This is a genomic window from Humisphaera borealis (assembly GCF_015169395.1).
Lineage (GTDB): Bacteria > Planctomycetota > Phycisphaerae > Tepidisphaerales > Tepidisphaeraceae > Humisphaera > Humisphaera borealis.
In genome coordinates this window covers 1,907,683-1,930,743 of record NZ_CP063458.1, presented here as the reverse complement: position 1 = coordinate 1,930,743, position 23,061 = coordinate 1,907,683, and the positions used below count along the sequence as shown (strand labels likewise).

Annotated in this window: 18 protein-coding genes; 9 read left to right on the top strand and 9 right to left on the bottom strand. The window is 62.6% G+C overall.

Going from position 1 to position 23,061, the window contains the following annotated elements; genetic code table 11:
• Positions 1–63: 63 nt before the first annotated feature.
• Entirely contained in the window at positions 64–3,681 is a 3,618-nt protein-coding gene (gene mfd, locus IPV69_RS07230; RefSeq protein ID WP_206294283.1) for a transcription-repair coupling factor, read from the top strand.
• A gap of 13 nt (positions 3,682–3,694) precedes the next feature.
• Here the strand turns inward: mfd and IPV69_RS07225 are convergent, their stop codons facing one another.
• The 3 genes from IPV69_RS07225 to IPV69_RS07215 form a co-directional block, all read right to left on the bottom strand.
• Complete coding sequence (locus tag IPV69_RS07225) at positions 3,695–4,078, bottom strand: type II toxin-antitoxin system VapC family toxin (protein ID WP_206294282.1); 384 nt, start codon at positions 4,076–4,078, stop codon at positions 3,695–3,697.
• Positions 4,079–4,398: 320 nt separating this feature from the next.
• Entirely contained in the window at positions 4,399–5,436 is a 1,038-nt protein-coding gene (locus IPV69_RS07220; protein WP_206294280.1) for an aldo/keto reductase, read from the bottom strand.
• Between the two features lie 123 nt (positions 5,437–5,559).
• Positions 5,560–5,979 carry an NIPSNAP family protein gene (locus IPV69_RS07215; RefSeq protein WP_206294278.1) on the bottom strand — a complete coding sequence of 140 codons (420 nt, stop codon included), beginning with the start codon at positions 5,977–5,979 and terminating at the stop codon, positions 5,560–5,562.
• A gap of 235 nt (positions 5,980–6,214) precedes the next feature.
• Between IPV69_RS07215 and IPV69_RS07210 the strand changes: the two genes are divergently transcribed.
• On the top strand, positions 6,215–7,483 hold the full coding sequence (locus IPV69_RS07210; protein ID WP_206294276.1) for a cupin domain-containing protein: 1,269 nt from the start codon (positions 6,215–6,217) through the stop codon (positions 7,481–7,483).
• 79 nt (positions 7,484–7,562) lie between these two features.
• Positions 7,563–7,973 (top strand): DUF3592 domain-containing protein, encoded by a 411-nt coding sequence (locus IPV69_RS07205; RefSeq protein WP_206294275.1) that lies wholly within the window; start codon positions 7,563–7,565, stop codon positions 7,971–7,973.
• A 56-nt stretch (positions 7,974–8,029) separates the two neighbouring features.
• Here IPV69_RS07205 and IPV69_RS27495 read toward each other — a convergent pair whose 3' ends face one another.
• Positions 8,030–9,307, bottom strand: a complete 1,278-nt coding sequence (locus IPV69_RS27495; RefSeq protein ID WP_315853151.1) for a calcium-binding protein — start codon at positions 9,305–9,307, stop codon at positions 8,030–8,032.
• Between the two features lie 377 nt (positions 9,308–9,684).
• On the opposite strand from IPV69_RS27495, the gene IPV69_RS07195 reads away from it, so the two are divergent.
• A complete protein-coding gene (locus IPV69_RS07195) occupies positions 9,685–10,035 on the top strand; it encodes a hypothetical protein (RefSeq protein ID WP_206294273.1) in 351 nt (116 codons plus the stop codon).
• A 99-nt stretch (positions 10,036–10,134) separates the two neighbouring features.
• Here IPV69_RS07195 and IPV69_RS07190 read toward each other — a convergent pair whose 3' ends face one another.
• Positions 10,135–11,148, bottom strand: a complete 1,014-nt coding sequence (locus IPV69_RS07190; protein WP_206294272.1) for a hypothetical protein — start codon at positions 11,146–11,148, stop codon at positions 10,135–10,137.
• Between the two features lie 266 nt (positions 11,149–11,414).
• On the opposite strand from IPV69_RS07190, the gene IPV69_RS07185 reads away from it, so the two are divergent.
• Positions 11,415–12,467, top strand: coding sequence for a TIM barrel protein (locus tag IPV69_RS07185; RefSeq protein WP_206294271.1), 1,053 nt, complete (start codon positions 11,415–11,417; stop codon positions 12,465–12,467).
• A gap of 393 nt (positions 12,468–12,860) precedes the next feature.
• Positions 12,861–13,634: an FkbM family methyltransferase gene (locus IPV69_RS07180; protein ID WP_206294269.1), complete on the top strand. Its 774-nt coding sequence runs from the start codon at positions 12,861–12,863 to the stop codon at positions 13,632–13,634.
• A 37-nt stretch (positions 13,635–13,671) separates the two neighbouring features.
• On the opposite strand, the gene IPV69_RS07175 is transcribed toward IPV69_RS07180, so the two are convergent.
• From IPV69_RS07175 to IPV69_RS07165, 3 genes are all read right to left on the bottom strand, one after another.
• On the bottom strand, positions 13,672–15,324 hold the full coding sequence (locus tag IPV69_RS07175; protein WP_206294267.1) for a type I 3-dehydroquinate dehydratase: 1,653 nt from the start codon (positions 15,322–15,324) through the stop codon (positions 13,672–13,674).
• A gap of 171 nt (positions 15,325–15,495) precedes the next feature.
• Positions 15,496–16,356: a 4-hydroxy-tetrahydrodipicolinate synthase gene (gene dapA, locus IPV69_RS07170; RefSeq protein WP_390884382.1), complete on the bottom strand. Its 861-nt coding sequence runs from the start codon at positions 16,354–16,356 to the stop codon at positions 15,496–15,498.
• A gap of 806 nt (positions 16,357–17,162) precedes the next feature.
• Complete coding sequence (locus IPV69_RS07165) at positions 17,163–18,170, bottom strand: TIGR00266 family protein (RefSeq protein WP_206294263.1); 1,008 nt, start codon at positions 18,168–18,170, stop codon at positions 17,163–17,165.
• Between the two features lie 110 nt (positions 18,171–18,280).
• Between IPV69_RS07165 and IPV69_RS07160 the strand changes: the two genes are divergently transcribed.
• From IPV69_RS07160 to IPV69_RS07150, 3 genes are all read left to right on the top strand, one after another.
• Positions 18,281–19,252 (top strand): DnaJ C-terminal domain-containing protein, encoded by a 972-nt coding sequence (locus tag IPV69_RS07160; protein WP_206294261.1) that lies wholly within the window; start codon positions 18,281–18,283, stop codon positions 19,250–19,252.
• A 113-nt stretch (positions 19,253–19,365) separates the two neighbouring features.
• Positions 19,366–19,716: a hypothetical protein gene (locus tag IPV69_RS07155; protein WP_206294260.1), complete on the top strand. Its 351-nt coding sequence runs from the start codon at positions 19,366–19,368 to the stop codon at positions 19,714–19,716.
• Positions 19,717–19,811: 95 nt separating this feature from the next.
• Positions 19,812–21,245, top strand: a complete 1,434-nt coding sequence (locus IPV69_RS07150) for a sigma 54-interacting transcriptional regulator (protein ID WP_206294259.1) — start codon at positions 19,812–19,814, stop codon at positions 21,243–21,245.
• A gap of 201 nt (positions 21,246–21,446) precedes the next feature.
• On the opposite strand, the gene IPV69_RS07145 is transcribed toward IPV69_RS07150, so the two are convergent.
• A complete protein-coding gene (locus IPV69_RS07145) occupies positions 21,447–23,036 on the bottom strand; it encodes an aldehyde dehydrogenase (NADP(+)) (protein ID WP_206294258.1) in 1,590 nt (529 codons plus the stop codon).
• Between the last annotated feature and the right edge of the window lie 25 nt (positions 23,037–23,061).

Sequence of the window (23,061 nt, the reverse complement as noted above, 5' to 3'; positions counted from 1 at the left end):
TGTCCACGTTACGCCGCCACCACCTTTACCCCCGACTCAAGGCCACCTACGATACCAGCACTTATGGCGAATCCCACCCCTCCCGCGGCGATCGGGCGGCTCGTTGCTGCGCGCCCGCTCACTGAACTTGCCCGGCTCCTGATCGATAAGGGTGCCGCGACGGCTTCGGGTCTGTGGGGCTCGTCGGTCGCTGCCGTCATCGCTGCCATGCGCGCCGAGCTGCGCCGGCCCATTCTGCTTGTCTGTGGCCACCTTGATGAGGCCGACGATCTTTCCGACGACATTCACCTCTTTACCGGCGTTCATCCCGATGCCTTACCTGCACTCGAACTCGGCGGCAGCCTTGGCCGCGTCAGCGAAGAGCAGGTCTCCAACCGCCTGCAACTGCTGGCCCGCTACGCCGGCGGTATTGCCCAGGATGCGGTGATCGTCGCGCCCGTGCAGGCGCTCATGCAATCCGTGCCGAGCAAGGACCAGCTCAAACACCTGATCCGCACCCTGAAGCCCGGCGACGACATGGAGCCGGAGAAGCTCATCGTCTGGCTCAGCGATCATGGCTACAACCGCCTGGAGCAGGTCGAGATCCCCGGCGACTTCGCCGTTCGCGGCGGCATTATTGATGTCTACCTGCCCGGCGAGCACCCCGAGTCGATCGAGCAGGTCGGCCTGTGTGCCCGGTTCGATTTCTTCGGCGACCAGATCGAATCGATCAAGACCTTCGACCTCGATTCGCTCGGCTCCAAGGCCCCGCTGAAAGAGGTCAAGCTGCTCGACCTGAAGGGGAGCCTGCCCGATGTCGGCGATTCGGTGAGCCTGTTTCGTTACCTGCCGGATGAGACGATTGTCGTGCTCTGGGCGCCGTTGGAGATCGCCGAGCAGTCCAAGGCGTATCAGGAACGGCTGCCGGACATGAAGGGGATCTATCCGCTAAACGCACTTCTCAAGCAGATGCAGCCGTTCCCAAGGCTGGAGCTGAGCCAGTTCGACCAGGGCAATGTCACGCTGATGGGTGCCGGCGAAGTACCGCGGGCGGCGCTGCCGATACAGTCGCTGCAGCGATTTGAAACCGAGGCGAAGAAGGCGATCCGCGAGCTGGCCGAACTGACGGAAACCCACGAAGTCACGGTTTTTTGTGAGAACGAGGGCGAAGAGAAGCGATTCGTCGAGCTGGCCGAGATGGAACAGCCGGGCATCGGCAAGAAGATGACCGTCGCGCTCGGGTATCTGCATCGTGGGTTTGTGTGGGATGAGGAAGGCAGCCGCGAAGGCACGGCGGCACAAAGGCAGCCTCTCGCCCTGCTGGGACACCACGAACTCTTCCACCGCTACGAGCAGCGCCGGCGGGTAAAGAAGTCGATCGCGTCACGCCCGGTCGATTCGTTCCTCGATCTGAAGTCTGGCGACTACGTCGTTCATGTCGCCCACGGCATCGCCAAGTTCGTCGGCATGCAGACGATCGCCAAGGACGGCAAGAGCGAGGAGTACCTTTCGCTGCGCTTCGCCGACAACGCGACGCTGCACGTCCCGGCGAGCAAGATCAACCTGATCCAGAAGTACGTCGGTGGCTTCAGCGGGCATCCGACGCTGTCGCGGCTGGGTTCGGGCAGTTGGGAGAAGCAGAAGGCGAAGGTTGCCGACGCCGTCATGGATATGGCGGCGGAGTTGCTCGATGTGCAGGCGGCGCGGGCGGCAGAGGTCGGCCATGCCTTTGGGCCCGATACCGAATGGCAGCAGGAGTTCGAGGCCGAGTTTCCGTACGAGCCCACGCAGGACCAGGTTACCGGCAATGAAGAGATCAAGGGCGACATGATGAAACGCCGGCCGATGGACCGCCTGCTGTGCGGCGACGTCGGCTATGGCAAAACGGAACTGGCGATGCGGGCGGCGTTCAAGGCGGCTGAGTTCGGAAAACAGGTCGCCGTGCTGGTGCCGACCACCGTGCTCGCTGAGCAGCATTACCGCTCGTTCCGCGAGCGGATGGCGAACTACCCGTTCTCGATCGAGTCGATCAGCCGGTTCAAGAGCTCGAAGGAAGCCAAAGACATCCTGACCCGGGCGGCGACGGGTGAGGTCGACATTCTCATCGGCACCCACCGCCTGCTATCGAAGGACGTGAAGTTCGCCGACCTGGGGCTGGTCATCGTCGACGAAGAGCAGCGGTTTGGTGTGACGCATAAAGAGCGGCTGAAGCAGATGCGCAAGATGGTGGATGTGCTGACCATGTCGGCAACGCCGATCCCGCGAACGCTGCACATGTCGATGCTGGGGCTGCGGGATATCAGCAGTCTGACGACCGCGCCGCAGGACCGCCGCAGCGTGGTGACGGAGGTCATGCCGTTCGACCGGAACCGGGTGAAGCTGGCGATGTTGCGTGAGCTGCAGCGTGAGGGGCAAATCTACTTCGTACACAATCGCGTGGGGGACATCATCGAGTTCGCTGACAACATTCAGCAGATGGTGCCCGATGCCCGGATCGTCATCGGTCACGGGCAGATGGAAGAAGGGGAGATGGAGGCGGCGATGATGAAGTTCATCCGCCATGAGGCCGACATCCTGGTGTCGACGACGATCATCGAGAGCGGCCTGGATATCCCGAACGCCAACACGATCATCATCGACAACGCCGACCGCTTCGGGCTGAGCGAGTTGCACCAGCTGCGCGGGCGCGTCGGCCGGTGGAAGCACCGGGCGTACTGCTATCTGCTGCTGCCGGCCGACCGGCCGGTGACACAGGTGGCGAGCAAGCGGCTGAAAGCAATCGAGGAATACAGCCATCTGGGCGCGGGCTTCAAGATCGCGATGCGCGATCTGGAGCTGCGTGGGGCCGGTAACATCCTCGGCCCCGAGCAGAGCGGCCACATCGCGACGGTGGGTTACGAGATGTATTGCCAGTTGCTGGAAGAGGCGACGCGGCAACTGAAGAAAGAGCCGAGGGCGGCGCGGCCGGAAGCGCACGTCGAGTTGAACGTGACGGCGTACATCCCCAAGACGTACATCCCCGGCGACCGCCAGCGCATGGACATCTACCGCCGGCTGACGCGGTGCGAGAGCCTGGAGATGCTCGCCGAGCTGGAGAAGGACGTGAAGGACGCCTTCGGCGAGCCGCCACGGCAGGCGGTGATCTTCTTCGCGCTGACCGAGGTTCGGCTGCTGGCGCAGTTGTTCGGCATCGACAGCATCATCCGACAAGTGCCGGACATCGTGCTGAAGGTGAACGACGGCACGCGGGCGAGCTACGCCATGACCGGCGCGCCGGGCACGCTGCGCGTGATCGACGACAAGACGATCTACCTGCGCATGCCCCCGACGTTTGTTGAGCCTGAAGCGGCGCTGATGGTGATGAAGAACCTGATGCGGCAGGCGTGGGACAAGGAGAAGAAGGGGGAGGCAGCGGTGGTGCCGGGCACCGCGCCGGAGAAACCGCCGGAGCCGGTGAAGAAACCCGTCCCGGCACCCGCACCAGTCGCGGCCAAGCCGGCGGCGACAGGCAAGCCAGGCAAAGCCGGGAAGAAGTCGCAGCCCGCCGAAGCGCCAGGATTGCGTCCGACCGAGACAGAGTTCCCGCCCATCACGCCGAAGCAGATGGCGGATTTGGAGAAGCTGCATTCGCTGCGGGAGATCGGCGTTTTGACGGATTCGGAGTTTGAACTGGCGCGGGCGAGGTTGCTGACAAGAAAGTAACCCCCCGGCGGGATCAAGGTGATGGCAGCACTGGATCGATCGTAAGTTCGACAATCCAATGAAAATCCCCGAGATTTCGCGTCGCAAGAGTCAGACCGTGCGACAATGCGGTTGCCGCAACGATACTGTCGCCGAGCGACATGCTTCGGGATTGCCTGAGTGCGATCGCTCGATCGGCGATATCTTCAGACAGCGGGAGTTCGGATCCGCTTTGCAGTAACTGCTGCAGAGCATCGCGCTCCGCCTCGGTGAGCTTCGGGAACCCTAGAACTTCGATGCGGGTGACGACTGAGAACGCAAACGAAGCAGTTGCCAGGAACTTGCCAAAAACGCCGCCAGGATCCTTGGCGGCGTAAATGATGATGTTGCTGTCAATGACGACGCGCCGGTCACTCATCATCGCGCCCGGGTAAAGGCCGGTCCTTGCGGACGTCACGCTGCCACTCGAGTGGATCCCCGAAAGAGTGAATGCCGCCCATTTTTGCGATCTTGTCCAGAGCTTCAGCGACCGCGGTAGGATTGGAAGGAGGTATTACCGGAGGACTAGGCTCGTCCAGAATTGTGACGATGACTTTTGCGCCTGATCGAAGGTAGGGCCGCTTGCCGGCCTCCCACTCCAGTCGGTCGCCGTCCAATGTCGCTTTGTACGCTTTCAGCATAATTCCTCGTGCGCAGATTGTAGTCAGAGGTACTTGGAAAACGTAGCCACCACCATACTCACCACACTACCGGCGGCGGATTGCGATCAGCAAACTGTACTTGATGCCAGTACGGATACGCCGGCGTCACTTTGCTCGCGGCGTCGAGCCTCGCAACTTGTTCTGGCGTCAGATTCCAGCCTACCGCGCCCAGGTTTTGCTTGAGCTGCTCTTCGGTACGCGCGCCGATGATGACGGTCGCAACCGTCGGCCGCTGCAGCAGCCAGTTGAGCGCGATCTGCGGCACCGACTTTCCGGTTTCCTTCGCGATCGCGTCGATCGCGTCCACGACCTTGTAGACGTACTCGTCGTCCACCGGTGGCCCCTTGTCGACCGCGACCTGCGAGTTCAATCGGCTGACGTCTGGCTTGGCTGCTCCCCTGCGAATCTTGCCGGTCAGCCGTCCCCAACCCAGTGGACTCCAGACGACCGCGCCGATCCCCTGGTCGGCACCGAGCGGCATCAGTTCCCATTCGTAATCCCGGCCGATGAGCGAGTAATAAGTCTGGTTGGCCACGTACCGCGGAAAGCCGTACTTCTCGGCGACGGCGAGCGCCTTCATGATGTGCCAGCCGGAGAAGTTTGAAACGCCGATGTAGCGAATCTTCCCGGCGCGGACGAGCTGGTCGAGCGTGCCGAGGACTTCTTCGGGCGGGGTCAGGGCGTCGTAGCCGTGAAGCTGGTAGAGGTCGATGTAATCCGTGCCGAGGCGTTTGAGGCTTGCATTGACGGCGTTGGTGAGGTGAAACCGCGACGAGCCGACGCTGTTGGGCTCCTGGTTCATCGGGAAGGTGCCCTTGGTCGAGATCAGCACCTTATCGCGCCGCCCCTTGATCGCGACGCCGAGAATCTCTTCAGACGTCCCGCCAGAGTAGACATCGGCGGTGTCGAACATGGTGAGGCCGCCGTCGAGGCAGACATCGACCAGCCGCGTCGCGCCGGCGGCATCGGTTTCACCCCAGGCTTTGAACATCTCGCTTTTGCCGCCGAACGTGCCGGTGCCGAAGGTGAGGGCGGGAACCTTGAAACCAGAGGCGCCGAGTCTGCGGTATTCCATGAGATTGAACTCCTTAAGTTGAGCAGGCAGTATGCAATAAGCAGCACGGAGCAAAGAAGGAATGGACGAACTCCTTCTTCCCTTCGTACTGCTTACTGCATCTTGCCAACTTTAGGAGCGCACTTATTTGATCGGCGAGTAATCGGTCGATGTCATGAACACCTGCTCCACCTTCTCGACCAGCTTGCCGTCCTTTTCCGATGCGGTCTTGGCGGCGATCCACTCGGGGTCCTTGCCGAACGCGGCCCATGACTTATCGCGGGCTTCCTTGTCGGGGTACGCGACGACGTAAAAGAGCTTGCCGACGTTCTTCTCGTCGACGGCGACCCAGTAACCAATGTTTTCAATCCCGTGCTTCTTGAACAGATTGATCGTGTGGTCGCGGAAACGGGCGTTGAGTGCATCGAGCTTGCCGGGGGCGGCGGTGTAGATCCGAAGCTCGTAATACTTGCCCTTGGGCGCGTCGGCGGCCACCGCCGGACGGGCGGTAACCATGGCAAACGTAACGATGGCGGCAACCGCCAGTGCGAACTTGACCAACATGAAGTCCTCCGAGTTGAAGTGGCTGTCCGGGGCGATATACCCCGGCTCGCACATGCTACCGAATCGACAGGACGATGTTGGATATCGAACCCGGAAGATGCTTCATCCGGCCCCGATCTACCACCGAAAATGCTGCCCGCGTCGGGATACGGGAAAATAGTGGCGACACGCTGCCCCTTTCCGTGAATCGTCCGGTCACTATACTGTCCGTCCCGAAACGAGGAGATCTGCCCCTATGCCGACCAATGTCAAAGAGTTGAAGACCCTTTCCAGCAACGTGAAATCCGCCGCCGAAGCGGCTTTGGCCGATGGGGGCGGATTGCTCCGCCTCTCGCCCACCTGGGTGCCGCGGTCGTTCCTTCAGCCGGGCAAGCGTCTTAAGCTTCATCCCGATGACCTCTACGCGTTCGGCCTGAACCGCGGCGGTATCGACGAGCGCTGGTTCGGCAGCACCACGCCGGCCGCGAACGACAACCGCACGCCCGATGAAGGCCTGAGCTATGTCGTCTCCAACGGCCAGCGGTTCACCCTCGCCGATGCTGTTGCGGAACTGGGCGGCAAGATCATCGGCGACGCGATCTGGAACAAGTACAAAAAGTGGCCGGTCTACTCCAAGTTCTTCGACAACATGGGGCCGATCCCGCACCACATGCACCAGACCAAGCAGCAGGCTGCACTGGTCGGCCAGGAAGGCAAGCCCGAGAGCTACTACTTCCCGCCGCAGCACAACAATGTCGGCAACAACTTCCCCTACACGTTCATGGGTTTCGAGCCCGGGACCACCAAGGCCCAGGTCCGCAAGACCCTCGAAGACTGGAACAAGGGCGACAACGGCATCCTCGACCTGTCCAAGGCGTACCGCCTGAAGCCGGGCACCGGCTGGCTCATTCACCCGGCGATCCTCCACGCCCCCGGCTCGCTCTGCACCTACGAGCCGCAGTGGGGCTCCGACGTCTTCGGCATGTACCAGAGCCTGGTCGAAGGCCGCGAGGTGCCCTGGGCGCTGCTCGTCAAGGACATGCCCAAGGAGAAGCACAAAGACCTGGACTTCATCGTCGAGCAGCTCGACTGGGAAGCCAACGTCGACCCGCACTTCAAGGCTAACCACTTCCTCGAACCCATCGTCGCCGCCGGCAGCGCCGCCGAAGGGTATGTCGATAAGTGGATCGTCTACGGCAAGGTTTACGGCGAGCAGCTCTTCACGGCCAAGGAACTGACCGTCAAGCCGGGCCAGAAGGTGACGGTCAAGGACGGCGGGGCGAACAGCATCATCGTGGTCGCCGGTGAAGGCAAGATCAACAAGCTCCGGCTGAACTGCCCGAAGCTGATCCGCTTCCACGACCTGACGGAAGACGAAGTGTTCGTGACCGAAGCCGCCGCCAAGGCCGGTGTGACGTACGAGAACACCAGCGGCACCGAGGACCTTGTCGTCCTTCGTTACTTCGGGCCGGAGGTGAATCCGGATGCTCCGGTCATCAAGTATCAGGGCGGCGTAAAGCTGTAACTTGCTCTCAGGGGGGCTCTATATGCATCCGAAACGTCCGGAAATTGACAAGAGGCTTCGCACTCTCGTTCCGATCTGAATGGCTTTGGAAGCGCTGGTGACGGCGGGTTTGTGGATCGGCTACTTTTACGTGTCCGGACAGGAAGTGCCCGCAAAGGGCGCTTCGGTCTGGTCTAGTTCGTACGTTTGGCTGGCGATGGCACTGGTGGCGACGCTTGCCGCGCCGCCTATCCTTTTCTTCGCCGTCCGCAACTTCGTCTGGCTGATCCGCCACGGAACTGAAGTGCAAGGGCAGGTCAGATCGATTAGCCCTTTGAGCAAGGGCGGTTCTCGGCCGGTCACCTATGCTTACAGCGTGAACGGCGTCGAGTACACGATGCGTCGTGACACGCCCACGATGTATGCTGACAAGTACACTGTCGGCTCTCAGGTACTTGTCCTTGTCGATCCGAACAAACCTAAGCGTGCCACGGTCCTCGAAGTAGCGTAGTCCCAGGCAGGCACGAAAGTGCAGCAACGTTGGTTCACAGGCGATTGCTTCGTCGCTTACTGCCCGCCGCTGAAATGCGGGTAGAACAGTCCGTCATTCCCCGGCTCGAACCAGTTGCCCTGCAAGTCCTGATAGAGCGTCCGTCCGTCGCCGGACGGGAAGGGCGTCCACGACGGGTCGAGAGGGATGCCGCCCTCGTTCTGCTGGCCGTAGTTATCGAAGATGCCGTCGTTGTCCAGGTCTTCCTCCGCCTCGTCGAGCGTCCAGACGATATCGTCGGTCGACATCAGTTGAATCGTTCCGTAGATGTCGCGGTAGCGAATCTCCTCGGCGCCTTCCCCCAGCGTTCCGGAGTAGCCATTGCCGACCGACTTGAACGACAGGATGCCCAGGTTCGGCACTCGGGCGTTGAACACCGCGACGGCCGAGTCGCGCAGTTCTGAAGTGCTCACTTCGCGGCTGACGAGATTGACGTTGTCCCTCAGCGGGGCGCCGTCGGCTACATTACTCACGTCCAGCACCGTCTTATAAGCCGTCGGGTCCTCGCCGAAGCGGTAGTAGAGCGTCATGAGGCCGTCGGCAAGTTCGCAGCGGAAGACCGTGCTGCCGGGGACGACCATTTCGTGCAGTTCGGAGAGTTCCTCGGTGAGTTCACCGAGGGTGTAGTCGGCATCAGCGTCGCCGCGGTCTTTGACTTCCTTCAGGTTGGTGGAGTCCTCGGCGATCGCATCTTCGCCGGTGCCGGTCTTTATGGCGTCCTTCCCGGTGCCGCCGTCAACGTTGTCGTCGCCGGTCCCGGCGTCGAGCTTGTCCTTGCCGTCGCCGGCCAGGAGCGTGTCGTCGTTCAGTCCGCCGGTCAGGCTGTCGTTGCCATTGCCGCCGTCGACGTAGTCGTTGGCGCTGCCGCCGGTGAGCTTGTCGTTGCCGGCGTCCCCGAACAGAAAGTCATCGCCGTCGCCGCCGTTGATGGTGTCATTGCCGTCGCCGCCGACGAGCATGTCATTGCCGGTCCCACCCGTAATGACGTCGTTGCCGGAGCCGCCTTCTACTTTGACGCTGGTGTAAATCGCGCCCTGGTTCCCGAGTACGACGACCTTGTCGTTGCCGCCCAGGGCTTCAATGCTGATCGTGTCGACCTCGGCGAGCGGGAACTGGTAGGTGGTCTTGTTGACCTTGACCGAGAGCTGTTCCGGGTCGTTCGCGTCGAGCGAGACTGTGATCGTGTCTTTCGCTTCGGTACCGGTAATGAGGAGTTCACCACCGACCAGCGTCGCGTCCATGAACCGGCGGGACTCGAGCGTCTCGGCGACCGGCAGATGTGCAAAGCGATTCATGTTCCCGTCTCCAGTAGAAATTGCTGACCCATCAATGCCACAGCTTCGGCGGACAGCAGTGGGCATCGACTGCCGGAGAATGAGACTTAAGCTGGCGGACCGTTCTTCGCCGATAACAAGCGATTCACCAGAGTTGGTGTGGGGCGTTATCCTGTTAAGATACTGGTGCGGGCCGGATTTCGGTTTGTGCTCAGTGACGCGTCCTAAGCCATGGCGCTCACGCAACTCTCACCCTTGATCCTGAGGATCTTTCAATGCGGCTGACCTATTTCGTGGTTCTACTTCTGGCGATCACTGCGGGTTGCAAGGATGACAAATCCGCGCAAACGACACCGCCTAAGCCCACAACGCCGGCCACCCCGACGCCTCCACCCATCGTGTCTACGAAAGGCACACGCGGGCCCAACTCGGACAAGACCGCCATCCTGGATAAGTGGAATGCGACCAAGGGCGCGGACGCCATGCAGTTCGAGTTCACGCCGACCAACCTGACGATCCGCCAGGGCCCTGGTCTGAAGGACGCCAAAACCGTCCAGTACACGATGCGTAATGAACTGTCGCCGTCGCAGCTCGACTGGGGTACCGCCGCCGACGGGGGATTCGGGCTCTATGCGCTCGACGGCGACAACCTGTACATCGACTACCTCACCGGAGGTCCGGAGAATCGGCCGAAGAAGCTCGGAAAGCCCACGACCGCCAAGCAGCTCGAGTTCCAGCGCGTGAAGTGATTTCGGCGTAGCGCAGTGACCGCGCGTTCGCGCCGACATCGCCCTTCCAGTCCGCCGGCCTTGCCGTGGGCTGGAAAATCTCGAATCGCGGTCGGCGACTTAGAACCGGCCTCGAATCACGAGTCCTACGAATGGCGTGGCTTCGGTACTGCCGATGTTTTCCAGGTCGCGCACGTCAAAGCCCCGGGACCAGCTCTGGTCCAGCACGTAGCCCACGCTCAGCCCGGCGTCCAGGTAAAGACCCTTGCCCAGCATGTCGCCGTTGATGTAACGCAAACCGACTTCGACGCGCTGCATCTGCAGAAAGAACCGATCCTCGCGAGACTCGCCGTCGAGGAAGAACCCGTTGAAGAAGTTGGAATATCCGCCAAAGACGCTGAGGCCGTCGCCCAGTTGCTGTTCGAGTGTGACGTCGGCCGTCATCGGGGCGGCATAGCTCGCCGACAGCGAGAGGCCGGTTGTCAGGTTGACCAGCAGCTCGGATCGGGGAAAGCCGACCATCCAGGACAAGATGTCATCGGTATGGCGATATGCGAACCCCGGTAACGGGACATCGGGCAGCAGCGTTCCGCTGCGATCGTAATCCAGCGAGAGCACGAGCGTGTCGGTCTTGTTCAGCGGCCGTTCCCACAAAAGGTGGCCGATGCCGAACAGGCCATCGGCGTCGGCGAACAGGTTGTCGCCGCTGTAACCGATGCCGGCGATCGCTGAAAGCTTGCCGCCCCCCAGCGACCCCAGACTGACACCTGCCGCCAGGCTGAGCTCATCAAGCGTATCGGGGAGGGTCGCCGCGTTGGAATCGAAGTTGAGCGTGAGGTACCGATAGCCCAGGTGCGGCTTCAAAACGCTGTCTGGTGCGAGTTGGAATCGTCCGACCGAATCCCAGGCGAAGATCTGTGTCGTCGCCGAGCTTCCGTCGACAGCAGCCTGTGCCTGGTAGGAAAAGCGGTCGACAGTCTCGCCGAACCCCTTGGTGGTCCACGGGTCCAGCAGTTCGGAAGTCGTCTGTGCCGAACAGTCGGCGGCAGGCCAAACGACCGTGGCAGCGAGTGCAAAAAGCGCGAGCCAGGGCGACGCGGCAACAGAACGACCTGATGGCTTAAGAATCTGCATGTTGTTCCGAGAATTCGTCCTCGATGCGGATGGACGGACGCTGACTTCAGACAACGGCTTGGCGGGAGATCACCAAGCTTACGCATGAAGCCAGGTTTCTATTCGGCTGATCACGGAATTCTTCGGCCGTCGCCGATCGACGATCAGACTTTCGCCCACGCGGCAGGTCGATAGAATGCTGATCCGCGATTGACTGACGGGCTGCAGTTCGTGAGCTGGCGTCGGCGAGGCATTGAACCAGATACAGACCAAGGAGAAAACCGTCCATGACCGCGCATCTGAACAACTATCCGAAACTGCACAACGCCGCCTGGCCTGGCCTGGTCGGCAAGGGTCCGGATTCCGAGCCGCCGATCCTGCTCGACAAGATGATCGAGATGACCGCCGCCGCCTCGGTGGACGGCGTCAAGTTCGACGGCATGGACCTGTTCCTGTTCGACCCGCACGTGTCGATCGATATCGACGACGACGGCATCAAGAAGCTGGCCGAGAAGTTCCAGAAGGCGAACCTGTCGATCGGCTCGGTCGTCGCGCCGGTCTGGCCGCCGACGGGCGGCGGGGCGGCGATGGGTTCCGAGACCGACCGCAAGAACTTCGTCGCATCCGTCCGTAAGGCGTGCGCGATCGGCGAGAAGCTTCGCCGCCACGGCGCGCGGCCCTACGGCATCGTCCGCATCGATTCGGCCTCCAGCCCGCACGACTGGTACGCCGACCCCGCCGGCAATCAGAAGAAGATCGCTGAGACCTGGCGTCAGGCCGCCGACGTCGCCGAAGGCTACGGCGAGCGCCTCGCCGCCGAGGGTGAAATCTGCTGGGGCGGCATGCACTCCTGGAAGCGCATGATCGAACTGCTCGAACTCACCGATCGCCCGGCGACGGTCGGCTTCCAGGCCGATATGGCCCACACGCTGCTCTACACCATGGGCTACAACGCCCCTGAAGACGCGCTGCTCCCCGAAGGCTACGACTGGAAGGACCAGGCGAAGCTCGACGAGGCCCTCAAGAAGCTGACCTCCGCGCTTCGCCCCTGGACGATTGACTTCCACGTCGCTCAGAACAACGGCACCGTCTTCGGTTCGGGCAGCCACGACAAGACCGGCCGTCACTGCCAGGCGACCGACCCCACCGGCAAGCTCGACATTCCGAAGCACGCCGGTTTCTGGCTGAAGAACGACGCCGGCGTTCCCATGAAGCGCCTGCGGCACATTTGCTGGGACGGCTGCATGTTCCCCAACGAAGTCATGATGAAGCCGCAAACCTGGAACGACATCCTGGGCGCGATGGTGAAGGTACGCGATCTGCACGGCTGGAAGGAATAGAGAGCCGAGCGACTATTTGGGTGCCATGGGCTGCGGTGCTCCGCTGCCCGTGGCGGGGCGACGCCAGACGAGGCAAGCCACGGGCAGGCGAGTACGCCAGCCCATGGCACCCTAATCCCAAATGGTGGCTATGGCAGCGCACTAGCATCGCGAGTCGACGACTTTCAGAGGGACCGCTTCATCCCGAAGCGGTCCCTCTTGTATTTCCGGCCGCATCACCGACCATGTTTCCTGCCGAAGCGTTTGGAACAAAAGTGGTTCCAGGTCGCTTTTCGGGGAAGGCGTACGGGTTCCTCGCCGATATCTCGGAGAGGAGCGACTTCGTACCGCCGGATATCGGACGCGACGCCTGCATTGGCGTCGTACGAGACTGCTTCAGGATGGTGTTGCGTGATGGAAGCTCTCAAACAGATGTTCATTCGTACGCCGCTCGAGCGCCCGCTCCAGCAGCTCCGCCATCTGGCTGGTTTTCGCAAGCGGCGGAAGCATCCGGAGCTCGCGGAAATCTACATCGAGAATGACCGTATCGACGCCATGCTCGACCGCGTCGTCAAGGCCGACACCAACTGCCTCGACATCGGCTGCCATCTGGGTTCGTTTCTGAGCCAGCTTCTGCGGCTTGCCCCCAAGGGCAAGCACGCCGCGTTTGAAGCTCTTCCGGATAAGGCGGCTCGGCTCAAAAAGAAGTTCTCGGATGTCGAGATTCATCACTGCGCCGTCAGCGACAAGCCCGGCGAGATCACCTTCTACCGCAACATCACGCGCTCGGGCTTCAGCGGCATGAACGTGCACGCCAATGAAACCGACAAGATTGAAGAAGTGAAAGTCCGCTGCATGCCCGTGGACGAGATGGTGCCGGCGGATCGGCCAATCGGCTTCATCAAGGTGGATGTCGAAGGTGCCGAGCTGTCGGTGTTCAAGGGCGCTGCGCAGACGATCGCCCGGGGCAAGCCGTACATCCTCTTCGAATGCACGATCGACGGTTTAAAGAGCGCCGGCTCGACGCCGCGGGAAATCTTCGACTACATCGAGCAGTCGCTGGGGTACCGGGTTTACCTGCTGAAGGACTGGCTCGCCGACGGTCAGCCGCTGGCGTTTGAACGGTTCGAGAAGTCGATGCGATATCCGTTCCAGGCGTACAACTTCCTGGCCGCGCCGGCGAAGTAGGCGGGTGTGATCCGGGCAATACCGGAAATGCTCCGCCCTACAGACGGCTTTCGACCACGTTGCGCATGACGTCGGTGGGCGCGGGCGTGCCGGTCCAAAGTTCAAACTGCGCCGCAGCCTGCCTCACGAACATCTCCACCCCATTGATGGTTCGGGCACCCGCGGCTTCGGCCTGCCTGATGAACATCGTCCGCACCGGGTTATAGACAGCATCAAAGACCACGCTGTCGGCGCTGAGCGCCGGCGGTCGGTCGCCGAACGCGCTCTGCTCGACATTCGGGCTCATACCGATGCTGGTCGTGTTGATATAGATCTGGCAGCAGGAATCGCAGAGCTTGGCCATGTCGGCGGCGACCACCTTGCCGGTCTTGCCGTTGAACTCGGCGGCGAGTGCGTCGGCCTTTTCGCGCGTACGGTTGTAGACGACGACCGTCGCCCCGTAATGCGCCAGCGCCGCGACGGCGGTTCGCCCCGTTCCGCCGGCACCAATCACGGCGACCCGGTAGTCCTTCAACTGTTCCCGGCTGATTCCCAGTTTCGTCGTGATGCTGTCCAGGATCGCGGCGTAGTCGGTGCTGGTGCCGTACAAAGTAGGGTCCGCCTTGGCGGACGCGACGGCGTTGGACGGCTCGGCGTTGCTTTCTTCGACGCCATTGCCACCGCGTCCGCCAAGGCGGACCCTACGGATGGCAATCGTATTGAGCGCACCGATCCGCTCGGCGAGGGGGTCGATCTCGGCGCCCTTCTCCTTCAGGTAGCGCAGCGCATTTTCCTTGTGCGGAATCGTGACCGACAGGCCCGACAGGTGCAGTCCCTCGGCGGCCAGGAACGTTTCCATAAACGCCTTGAACGACTCGTAACTCGGCTCGACCAGCAGCGGCACGTAAACGCCGTCGAAGCCGGTCGTGTCGAACGCGGCGTTGTGGATCGCGGGGGACATCGAGTGCGCCACCGGCGATCCGACGACGCCATAAACCTTCGTGGCGGGCGCGATCGCGTCCCAGCGGTAGAGCCGCTTCATGTCTCGGACCGACACCTGCCCGGGTGCGGTTCCGCCGCCGGTTTCGAGTGAGGCGAAGGTCAGGAACGCGCCGAACTTTTTGGCCAGCACGCGCGAGATCAGCCCGGCCTCGCCCATGCACAGCGCGATCGTCGGCTTGGCGCGATGGCGCAGCAGTTCGAACGCCTCGAGGTTGTCGCGAACGGTGCGGGCTGTCCAGACGATCTTGGCGACGTCGGCGGGGGAGCGCACCAGTTCGTCGAAAATGGCCGTCAGCTTCGCCGGGCGGCCGGTGAAATCATGGGAGCTGAAAATGAGCCCGGCTCGCTCTTCGCGGCGGCGGGGCAGCTTATCGTCGAGGAAGTCTTTGGCCTCGGCGTGCCTGGTTGTCTCTAGTTCGACGTCAAGGTAAGCCGCGTCCGCTTCGTCGGCGGCCGAGAGAAGGGCGAGTCGATCCGTATCCGACAGCCTGGAGCGCCCGCCCTCCCAGATCGGCCGGCACGTCACGATCGCCGGCAACGAACTGCTTTGCAGAAGCAGCGAGAGTTGCCCCAGGCCAATCGCGCCCAGATCCGCGTGATCGTCAATCCGCAGCTCGACCATGTCCGCGCCAGCCTCGGCGGCCAGCGCGATGTCGCGCTGGGCCTGTTGCTCAGACTGGACGAAGATGGCGACGCAGAGGTAAGTCACAGCATTCTGTACGGTGGGGTTCACCCCACCGAGAAGCGGCGGGGACAAGTTGTGTCGGATCGCTGGAGCGGCGAAACAGTCGACATTTCGTCTCGGCGAGGACATCCGGTCGGGGTAAACAACCGGTCATCGCACGCGATGCGGTGGGGTGAACCCCACCCTACGAAATCATCACATCAGCTTCTTCATCTCCGCGGCGATCGTCTGCTTGGTCGCCTCGCTCGCCTCCCACAACGGCAGGCGGAGCTCGCCGGTGTCCATGTTCGCCAGGCTCATCGCGTACTTGATGCCGGCGGGGTTGCCGTCGAGGAACAGGCTCTTAATGAACGGGAACAGCCGGATGTGCTGCTTCGCCGCTTCGGCGTACTTGCCGTCGGCGGCGAGCTTGACCAGCTTCTTGATCTCGGCAGGGATGAGGTTGCTTGCCACGCTGATCACGCCCTTGCCACCGACGCTCATGAGCGGCAGCGTCAGCGAGTCGTCACCGCTGACGAGCGTGATGTCGCACAGCGACAGGATTTCGGTCGCCATGTCGAGCGAGCCGGTCGCCTCTTTGATCGCAACGATGTTCTTGTGGGCGTTGAGCCGAGCCACCGTCTGCGGCGACATGGTGATGCCGGTTCGGCCGGGGATGTTGTAGAGGACGATCGGCAGGTCGACGCGGTCGGCTAGCGTCATGAAGTGCCGGTACAGGCCTTCCTGGGTCGGCTTGTTGTAGTAGGGGTTGACGGACAGGCACCCCTGGCAGCCGGCCTTCTTGGCGATCTGGTGGAGTTCGATCGCCTCCGCCGTCGCGTTGCCGCCGGTGCCGGCGACGACCGGAACCCGGCCGTTGGCGAACTCGACCGTCAGTTCGATGACACGGGCATGCTCCTCGAAGTCAACCGTGGGTGACTCGCCGGTGGTCCCCACCGGAACCAGCCCGTCGATGCCGCCTTTGATCTGGTGCTCGACCTGTTCCTTAAGGCGGGCTTCATCGAGCCGGCCTTCACGAAAGGGGGTCACCAACGCAGTCATCGCACCGCTGAACATCGCTCGTCTCCATTTCCATCACGCCACGGAGAAGCCCGCGGCGAAGGGGGGATTGTAGGTCGCGGATGACGATTCTCAAGAAGCACGCGGCACGCGGTTGACGGTCGCGGCTCGATGAACCCGTTTACGCCGACGGATGGCCGAAATGCCGGGCATTTTTGCGGTTGCATTTTTGCGGCCGCAACTTAACATATACCGAACTAAATCGGGCTGGCGATGCGCCTGTCGTGGCTCACCGGCGATCGATCGAGGATGGGTGTGATCCGTCCGCGGTAGATGTGTCGCGCCGGAGAAAAGTCGCGTTCGCCTCGGCACCCCCTCGTGCGATCGCCTGCGATCGGCTCGAGAGATCGTGTATTGCGTCCCCGCCCCGAGCCGGCAGATGCGGCAAAACGGCGTCGGGTTCGTTCGGCGGAGCGGCACCGGACGTTGCCGGGTTCGTTTGGCGGAACCGCGCCGGGTTCGTTTGGCGAAGTCGGGTTCGTTTGGCGGAGCGGCACCACCTGGTGCCACGGCGTCGCCAGTACTCCGGAGACCCGTGCCGTCGGCCGCGTCCGGTGCCACGGGTCTGCGGGGTGCCGCCGACCCATGGCATTGGACGTTGTCGGGTTCGTTTGGCGAAGTCGGGTTCGTTTGGCGGAGCGGTACCACCTGGTGCCACGGCGTCGCCGGTACTCCGGAGACCCGTGGTATTGGCCGTGTGCGCGCACGGGTCTGCGGAGTACCGCCGACCCGTGGCACCGGACGTTCTCGGGTTCGTTCGGCGAAACGCCTCGGGTTCGTTCGGCGGAGCCGTGTGAGGTTCGTCAGTCGCTGTTTCCCAGGAACCCGCCAAGGTTTCCGAGGACGCTCCCCTCGTCTTTCCCTCGGCCGGAGGCATTGGCCAGGACGCGGCCGGCGAGGCGGGCGAAGGGCAGCGATTGCAGCCACACCTTACCCGGGCCGGTGACGGTGGCCAGAAAGAGTCCTTCGCCGCCGAAAAGGGAGTTCTTGAAGCCGCCGGTGAACTGGATGTCGTACTGGACGCTTCGCTGCATCGCGACAATGCAGCCGGTATCGACGCGAAGGGTTTCGCCGGGCTGGAGGACTCGTTCCATGATGGTGCCGCCGGCGTGGAGCAGAGCGATCCCTTCGCCGGTGAGGCGCTGCATGATGAACCCTTCGCCGCCGAAGAGGGCGACGCCGATTTTCTTCTGGAACGCGATCGCGATTGAAACGCCGCGGGCGGCGGCGAGGAAGGAGTCTTTCTGACAGATCAGTTCACCCTGGTGCTGTTCGAGATGGATCGGGATGATTTTGCCGGGATAAGGCGCGGCAAACGCGATCTTCTGGCGGCCGTGGCCCTGGTTGGTGAAGGTGGACATGAACAGCGATTCGCCGGTGACCATGCGTTTGCCGGCGGTCATGAGTTTGCCGAGGAACCCCTGCTGCTGTGGAGCCGAGGGATCGCCGAAGACGGTTTGCATGACGATTCCGGGCTCCATGAACATCATGCCGCCGGGCTCGGCGAGCGCCATCTCGCCGGGGTCGAGGGTGACTTCGACGTACTGCATCTCGTTGCCGAAGATCTCGTAGTCGATGACGTCGGCCCGTCGGCCGGCGCCGGGCGGCAACGGCGGAGCACCGGGAGCGCTGCGGAACCCGCCCATGCGAGACGCCACGGCAGGTACCTGAGCCGCCGCGGACCAGTTGGTCATGCCCGGGCCGTAGACCATCGCCTGGGGCCCGCCGGCCGCCGGAAGCCTGGCAACCAGCGCGTCGAGGGTTATCGGGCCAACGCTCTGCCCGTTTTCGATGAGGTACCATTCATTCATGCGTTATCGCTCCAAAGTGGTGTCGGAAGAATGGTAGCCACGATTTTCACTGCTACAATCACCCCACGCGCCTCAAGCGAACTGTTCTTGCGCCGGAGGCGACTGCAACCATGGCCAAACGCGACTACTACGAAGTTTTGGGTGTCTCCAAGTCGGCCACCGTCGAAGAGATTCGGCGGGCGCATCGAAAGCTGGTCCGCCAGCATCACCCCGACGTCAACAAGAATAACAAGAGCTCGGAAGAGAAGTTCAAGGAAGTCCAAGAAGCGTACGACGTTCTCTCGGACGAGCAGAAGCGCAAGGAGTACGACCAGTTCGGCCATGCCGGGCCCAATGGTGGCGATCCGTTCGGCGGATTTCCGCGCAATCCCGCCGGTGGCCGCGGCAACTGGAACGCCGGGGGCGCATCGGTCCAGGATTTCGATCCGAAGGATTTTTCAAACGCCGGCGATTTTGGCGACATCTTCGAGCAGTTCTTCGGCCGCGGCGCCGGTGGCGGTGGGGCCCGGACTCAGTCGCGGGGCGGGCGGGCACGCGGACACGCCGAACCGGTCGCCCCGGCTCGCGGGGCGGATATCGAACATGCCGTCACGCTGAACTTCGATCAGGCTGCACGGGGCGTCAATCTGCCGTTGCAGATCAACCGCGACGGACGGCTGGAAACGATCGACATTAAGATCCCCGCCGGGGTCAAGGACGGCAGCAAGGTCCGCCTGAAGGGCAAGGGCCAGCATGTGCACGGCGGCGAGGCCGGCGACCTCTACATCGTGACGTCTGTCCGCCCGCACGAACAATTTCGCCGGGACGAACTGGACATCCTGATAGATGTCCCCGTGAGCGTGTATGACGCGATGCTCGGCACCAAGGCTAACGTGCAGACCCTTGACGGACCGGTGACGATCACGATTCCGCCGGGAACCAGCAGCGGGGCGAAGCTGCGGATCAAGGGCCGAGGTGTGTTCCGCGGCGACGAGAAGGGTGACCAGCTTTGCGTGATCAAGATCATCGTTCCGAAAGACCTCGACGAAGAGGACAAGGAAGTGATCAGGACGCTGCAAGCTAAACGGCCGGTCGTGCTGTAGCTGTGAATGTCGAGTGCCTGCCGTCCGGCGGCAAAGTGTGCATCCGGATGAAAGACACCCGGCTTTATGCTTGGCGGAGTTAACCGATCATGAGTGCACGCATCGGGAGAACCTTGCCCCGCCCTGGCCGCGTGCTCGTCCGTGCGATCATCTTCCTGATCGTGTTCAGCCTGGTCCTGTTGGCCGCGATGAAGCTCTATCTGCTGCCGGCGATGGCGGCGATGAAGGACGCAGACCAGCGGCAGCGCGAGCACCTGCAGGCGACCGCGGTCCTGATGCTCTGCGTGGTGCTGTTTGTGCTGTTCGCCGGCCTGCTGCTGACGTTCCGCCCGGGCCGGTTTTTCTTTCCCCGCGCCCCGCTGGCCCGAGCCAAACCGACGGTATACGTAGACGCCTGGGCGGAGGCTGGTCGCCGGGCGAAGGTGGAGCCGGAAGACGGAAAAGACCGGGACGTGGATTTGTAGTGAGTCTCGCCGTCTCTGTCTTCAACAGATTTACTCCCCAGAACGCCTTTACTGTCCTACCATCTCCCGTGACCCAATCTGGAGATACCCTGCTCATGACTCACCCCCGTGCCGCGACTGTTGGTCAACTGAAGGAAACCGGCTACCAGCCTTGCTCGGTCAAGGACGAACTCCGCCGGAACCTGATCAAGAAACTCCGGGCCGGCGAAGAGCTTTTCCCCGGGATTCTTGGCTATCGCGATACGGTGGTTCCGCAGATCGTCAACGGCATCCTGTCAAAGCATGACATGCTGCTTCTCGGCCTGCGCGGCCAGGCGAAGACGCGCATTCTGCGCATGCTGCCCGACCTGCTCGACGAATGGATGCCCGCGCTCGCCGGTACCGAGATCAACGACGACCCGATCCGCCCGACCACCCGCACCGGCAAACGACTGATTGTGGAGCATGGCGACGATGCCCCGATCGAATGGGTCCATCGCAAGGACCGATACAAGGAAAAGCTCGCCACGCCGGACGTGACTATCGCCGACCTGATCGGCGAGATCGACCTGGTCAAGCACGCCGAGGGCCGATACCTGTCGGACGAAAGCACGATGCACTTCGGGCTGATCCCGCGGTCCAACCGGGGTATCTTCGCGATCAACGAGCTGCCGGACCTGGCCCCGCGCATCCAGGTCGGTTTGTTCAACGTGCTGGAAGAGCGGGACGTGCAGATTCGCGGTTATCCCATCCGGCTGGATCTGGACGTCTTCCTCGTTTTCAGCGCCAACCCCGAAGACTACACCAACCGCGGCCGCATTGTGACGCCGTTGAAGGACCGCATCGGGTCGGTGATTCGCACGCACTATCCTGAGTCGTTGGACGAGAGCATCAAGATCGCCGAGGACAACGCCTGGACGGCGCGCGAAGCCGGCGAGAGCGGGTCGGGCGTGAAGGTGGAAGTGCCGCGATTCATGAGCGAGATCGTCGAGGAAGTGGTACGGCTGGCGCGGTCGAGCCCGCACGTGAGCCAGGCGAGTGGCGTGTCGGTGCGGACGAGCATCGCGAACCTGGAAACCCTGATCAGCAACAGCGAACGCCGGGGCCTGACGACCGGCGAGGGGGAGGTCGTCCCGCGGATTTGCGATCTGAACTTCCTGACCGCCAGTTGCCGCGGCAAGATCGAAATGACGCTGAGCGAGGAAGAAGGCGCGGAAGAGAAACTCCTCAAGAGCCTGATCGGCGAAGCGGTGAAGAAGGTCTTCGGCCGATACGCCGACGAGAACGACTACGAGCCGATCGTCGAGCAGTTCAAGGGCAATCTCACCTTCCCCGCCGGCGACGACCTGAGCGGCGAAGAGTTCGTCGCCAACATGAAGGCGGTCAAAACGCTGCCGCAGTCAGCAGCTCAACTTGCCAAAGAACTGAAGCTGAATCCCAACGACGCCGGCATGCTGGCGAGCGTCGGCGAGTTCCTGCTGGAAGGGTTGTACGTCAACAACCGGCTGAGCAAGTACAGTGGCAAAGGGAAGACGTTCTTTAAGAAGTAATCGCGGTAGGGTCCGCATTTCGGACCAGAACATACGACCAACGAAGGACGTCGCGTCTTCATAAGGCGCGACGTCCCTCATTTGGAACACCCGATCCCATACGCTCGCCATGGAACCTGCCAGTCGCTTCGCGGTATCGCGAATGGACTGTCCCCGCGACAGAGTCGCTGGGCTCTCGCAACATCGGTCTGCAGTGGGTTCCTACAGCGTGTCCTTCGTCAGCTTCCCTTCCACCATCCGCCAAATTCCCAGCGGGTTCTCGTCTTTCAGTTCATCCGGCAGCGACGACTGCGGGAAGTCCTGATACGACACCGGGCGGACAAACCGCTGAATGGCTGCCGTGCCGACGCTGGTGGTGCGGACGTCCGTTGTCGACGGGTACGGCCCGCCGTGCTGCTGGCTGGGGACGACTTCGACGCCGGTGGGGAATCCGTTGAACACCAGTCGGCCGGCCTTCTGCTCGAGCAGTCGCACGAGGTCGGCGTATTCCTTCAGATCCTCGGGCGTGCCGTGGATGGTCGCCGTCAGGCTGCCGTCCATCGTTCTGGCGATCGCCAGCAGGTCTTCCTTCGATTCGCCGGCGACGAAGATCGACGCCGGGCCGAACGCCTCTTCCTTCAGCAGCGGGTTGGCCAGGTACGTGCGGGCGTCGGTGGTCAGCAGCGTGGGTCGGGCCTGGGTCTTGGTGGCATCGGGCTCGGTCTTGCTGCGGGCGACGACGCTGACGCCGGGCACCTTTTCGAACTTGCCGACTTCCTTCTCGAAGCCGTCGCGGATGCCGGCATAAAGCATCGTGCCGGATGGCGTCTCCTCGACCAGCTTGCCGGCGGCCGACACGAACGCCGTCGCCGCGTCGCCCTTCAGGCCAACGACAACGCCGGGGTTCGTGCACATCTGCCCGACGCTGACCGTCATCGAGTTCTTGTACGCCTCGGCGATCTTGGGTCCGCGCTCGGCGAGCGCGCCCGGCAGCAGGAAGACCGGGTTCACGCTGCCCATCTCGGCGAAGACGGGAATCGGCACCGGCCGGCTGTTGGCGGCGTCGAAGATCGCCCGCCCGCCGCGCAGCGAGCCGGTGAACGCGACGGCCTCTGTCAGCGGGTGCTTCACCAGCGCCATGCCGATGTCGGTCTTGCGGCCGTTGATCATCGAGAAAATGCCGTGCGGCAGCTTCAGATCGGCAATCGCCTTGGTGATCGCGCTTGCGATGATTTCCGACGTGCCCGGATGGTTCGGGTGGTTCTTCACCACGATCGGGCAACCGGCGGCGAACGCCGACACCAGATCATTACCGGCGACGGAGATCGCCAGGGGAAAGTTGCTGGACGAGAACGAGACGACCGGCCCCATGCCGATGAGCATGCGGCGCAGATCGGGCCGCGGCAGCGGCTTGCGGTCGGGGATCGCCTTGTCGATTCGGGCATCGACCCACGACCCGTCCTCCGCCAGTCGGGCGAACATGCGAAGCTGAAAGCAGGTGCGGGCGCGCTCGCCGGTCAGGCGGGGGATGCCCAGCGCTGTTTCCAGATTGGCCCGTTCCAGAAGGGCATCGCCGATCGCTTCGATGTTGAGCGCGATGTTTTCCAGCAGCGAGGCGCGGACATTCTTGCTCGTCTTGCGGAAGGTCTGGAAGGCGTCGTGGGCCAGCTTCATCGCCCGATCGGCCTCTTCGGCCGTGCCTTCGTGGAAGTTCGTCGGAAGCGCTTGCGAAGTGGCGGGATTGACGGCGGCGAATGTTTCGCCCTGTCCGGACTGCTCGCCGCCGATGAGATTCTTACCGTGGAGATTCATGGGTTGAAGAATAAGAGAGATAAGC

Coding starts and splice junctions, on each gene's coding strand:
- mfd (WP_206294283.1), top strand. CDS start 64: ATGGCGAATCCCACCCCTCCCGCGGCGATCGGGCGGCTCGTTGCTGCG.
- IPV69_RS07225 (WP_206294282.1), bottom strand. CDS start 4,078: ATGAGTGACCGGCGCGTCGTCATTGACAGCAACATCATCATTTACGCC.
- IPV69_RS07220 (WP_206294280.1), bottom strand. CDS start 5,436: ATGGAATACCGCAGACTCGGCGCCTCTGGTTTCAAGGTTCCCGCCCTC.
- IPV69_RS07215 (WP_206294278.1), bottom strand. CDS start 5,979: ATGTTGGTCAAGTTCGCACTGGCGGTTGCCGCCATCGTTACGTTTGCC.
- IPV69_RS07210 (WP_206294276.1), top strand. CDS start 6,215: ATGCCGACCAATGTCAAAGAGTTGAAGACCCTTTCCAGCAACGTGAAA.
- IPV69_RS07205 (WP_206294275.1), top strand. CDS start 7,563: ATGGCTTTGGAAGCGCTGGTGACGGCGGGTTTGTGGATCGGCTACTTT.
- IPV69_RS27495 (WP_315853151.1), bottom strand. CDS start 9,307: ATGAATCGCTTTGCACATCTGCCGGTCGCCGAGACGCTCGAGTCCCGC.
- IPV69_RS07190 (WP_206294272.1), bottom strand. CDS start 11,148: ATGCAGATTCTTAAGCCATCAGGTCGTTCTGTTGCCGCGTCGCCCTGG.
- IPV69_RS07185 (WP_206294271.1), top strand. CDS start 11,415: ATGACCGCGCATCTGAACAACTATCCGAAACTGCACAACGCCGCCTGG.
- IPV69_RS07180 (WP_206294269.1), top strand. CDS start 12,861: ATGGAAGCTCTCAAACAGATGTTCATTCGTACGCCGCTCGAGCGCCCG.
- dapA (WP_390884382.1), bottom strand. CDS start 16,356: ATGTTCAGCGGTGCGATGACTGCGTTGGTGACCCCCTTTCGTGAAGGC.
- IPV69_RS07165 (WP_206294263.1), bottom strand. CDS start 18,170: ATGAATGAATGGTACCTCATCGAAAACGGGCAGAGCGTTGGCCCGATA.
- IPV69_RS07160 (WP_206294261.1), top strand. CDS start 18,281: ATGGCCAAACGCGACTACTACGAAGTTTTGGGTGTCTCCAAGTCGGCC.
- IPV69_RS07150 (WP_206294259.1), top strand. CDS start 19,812: ATGACTCACCCCCGTGCCGCGACTGTTGGTCAACTGAAGGAAACCGGC.
- IPV69_RS07145 (WP_206294258.1), bottom strand. CDS start 23,036: ATGAATCTCCACGGTAAGAATCTCATCGGCGGCGAGCAGTCCGGACAG.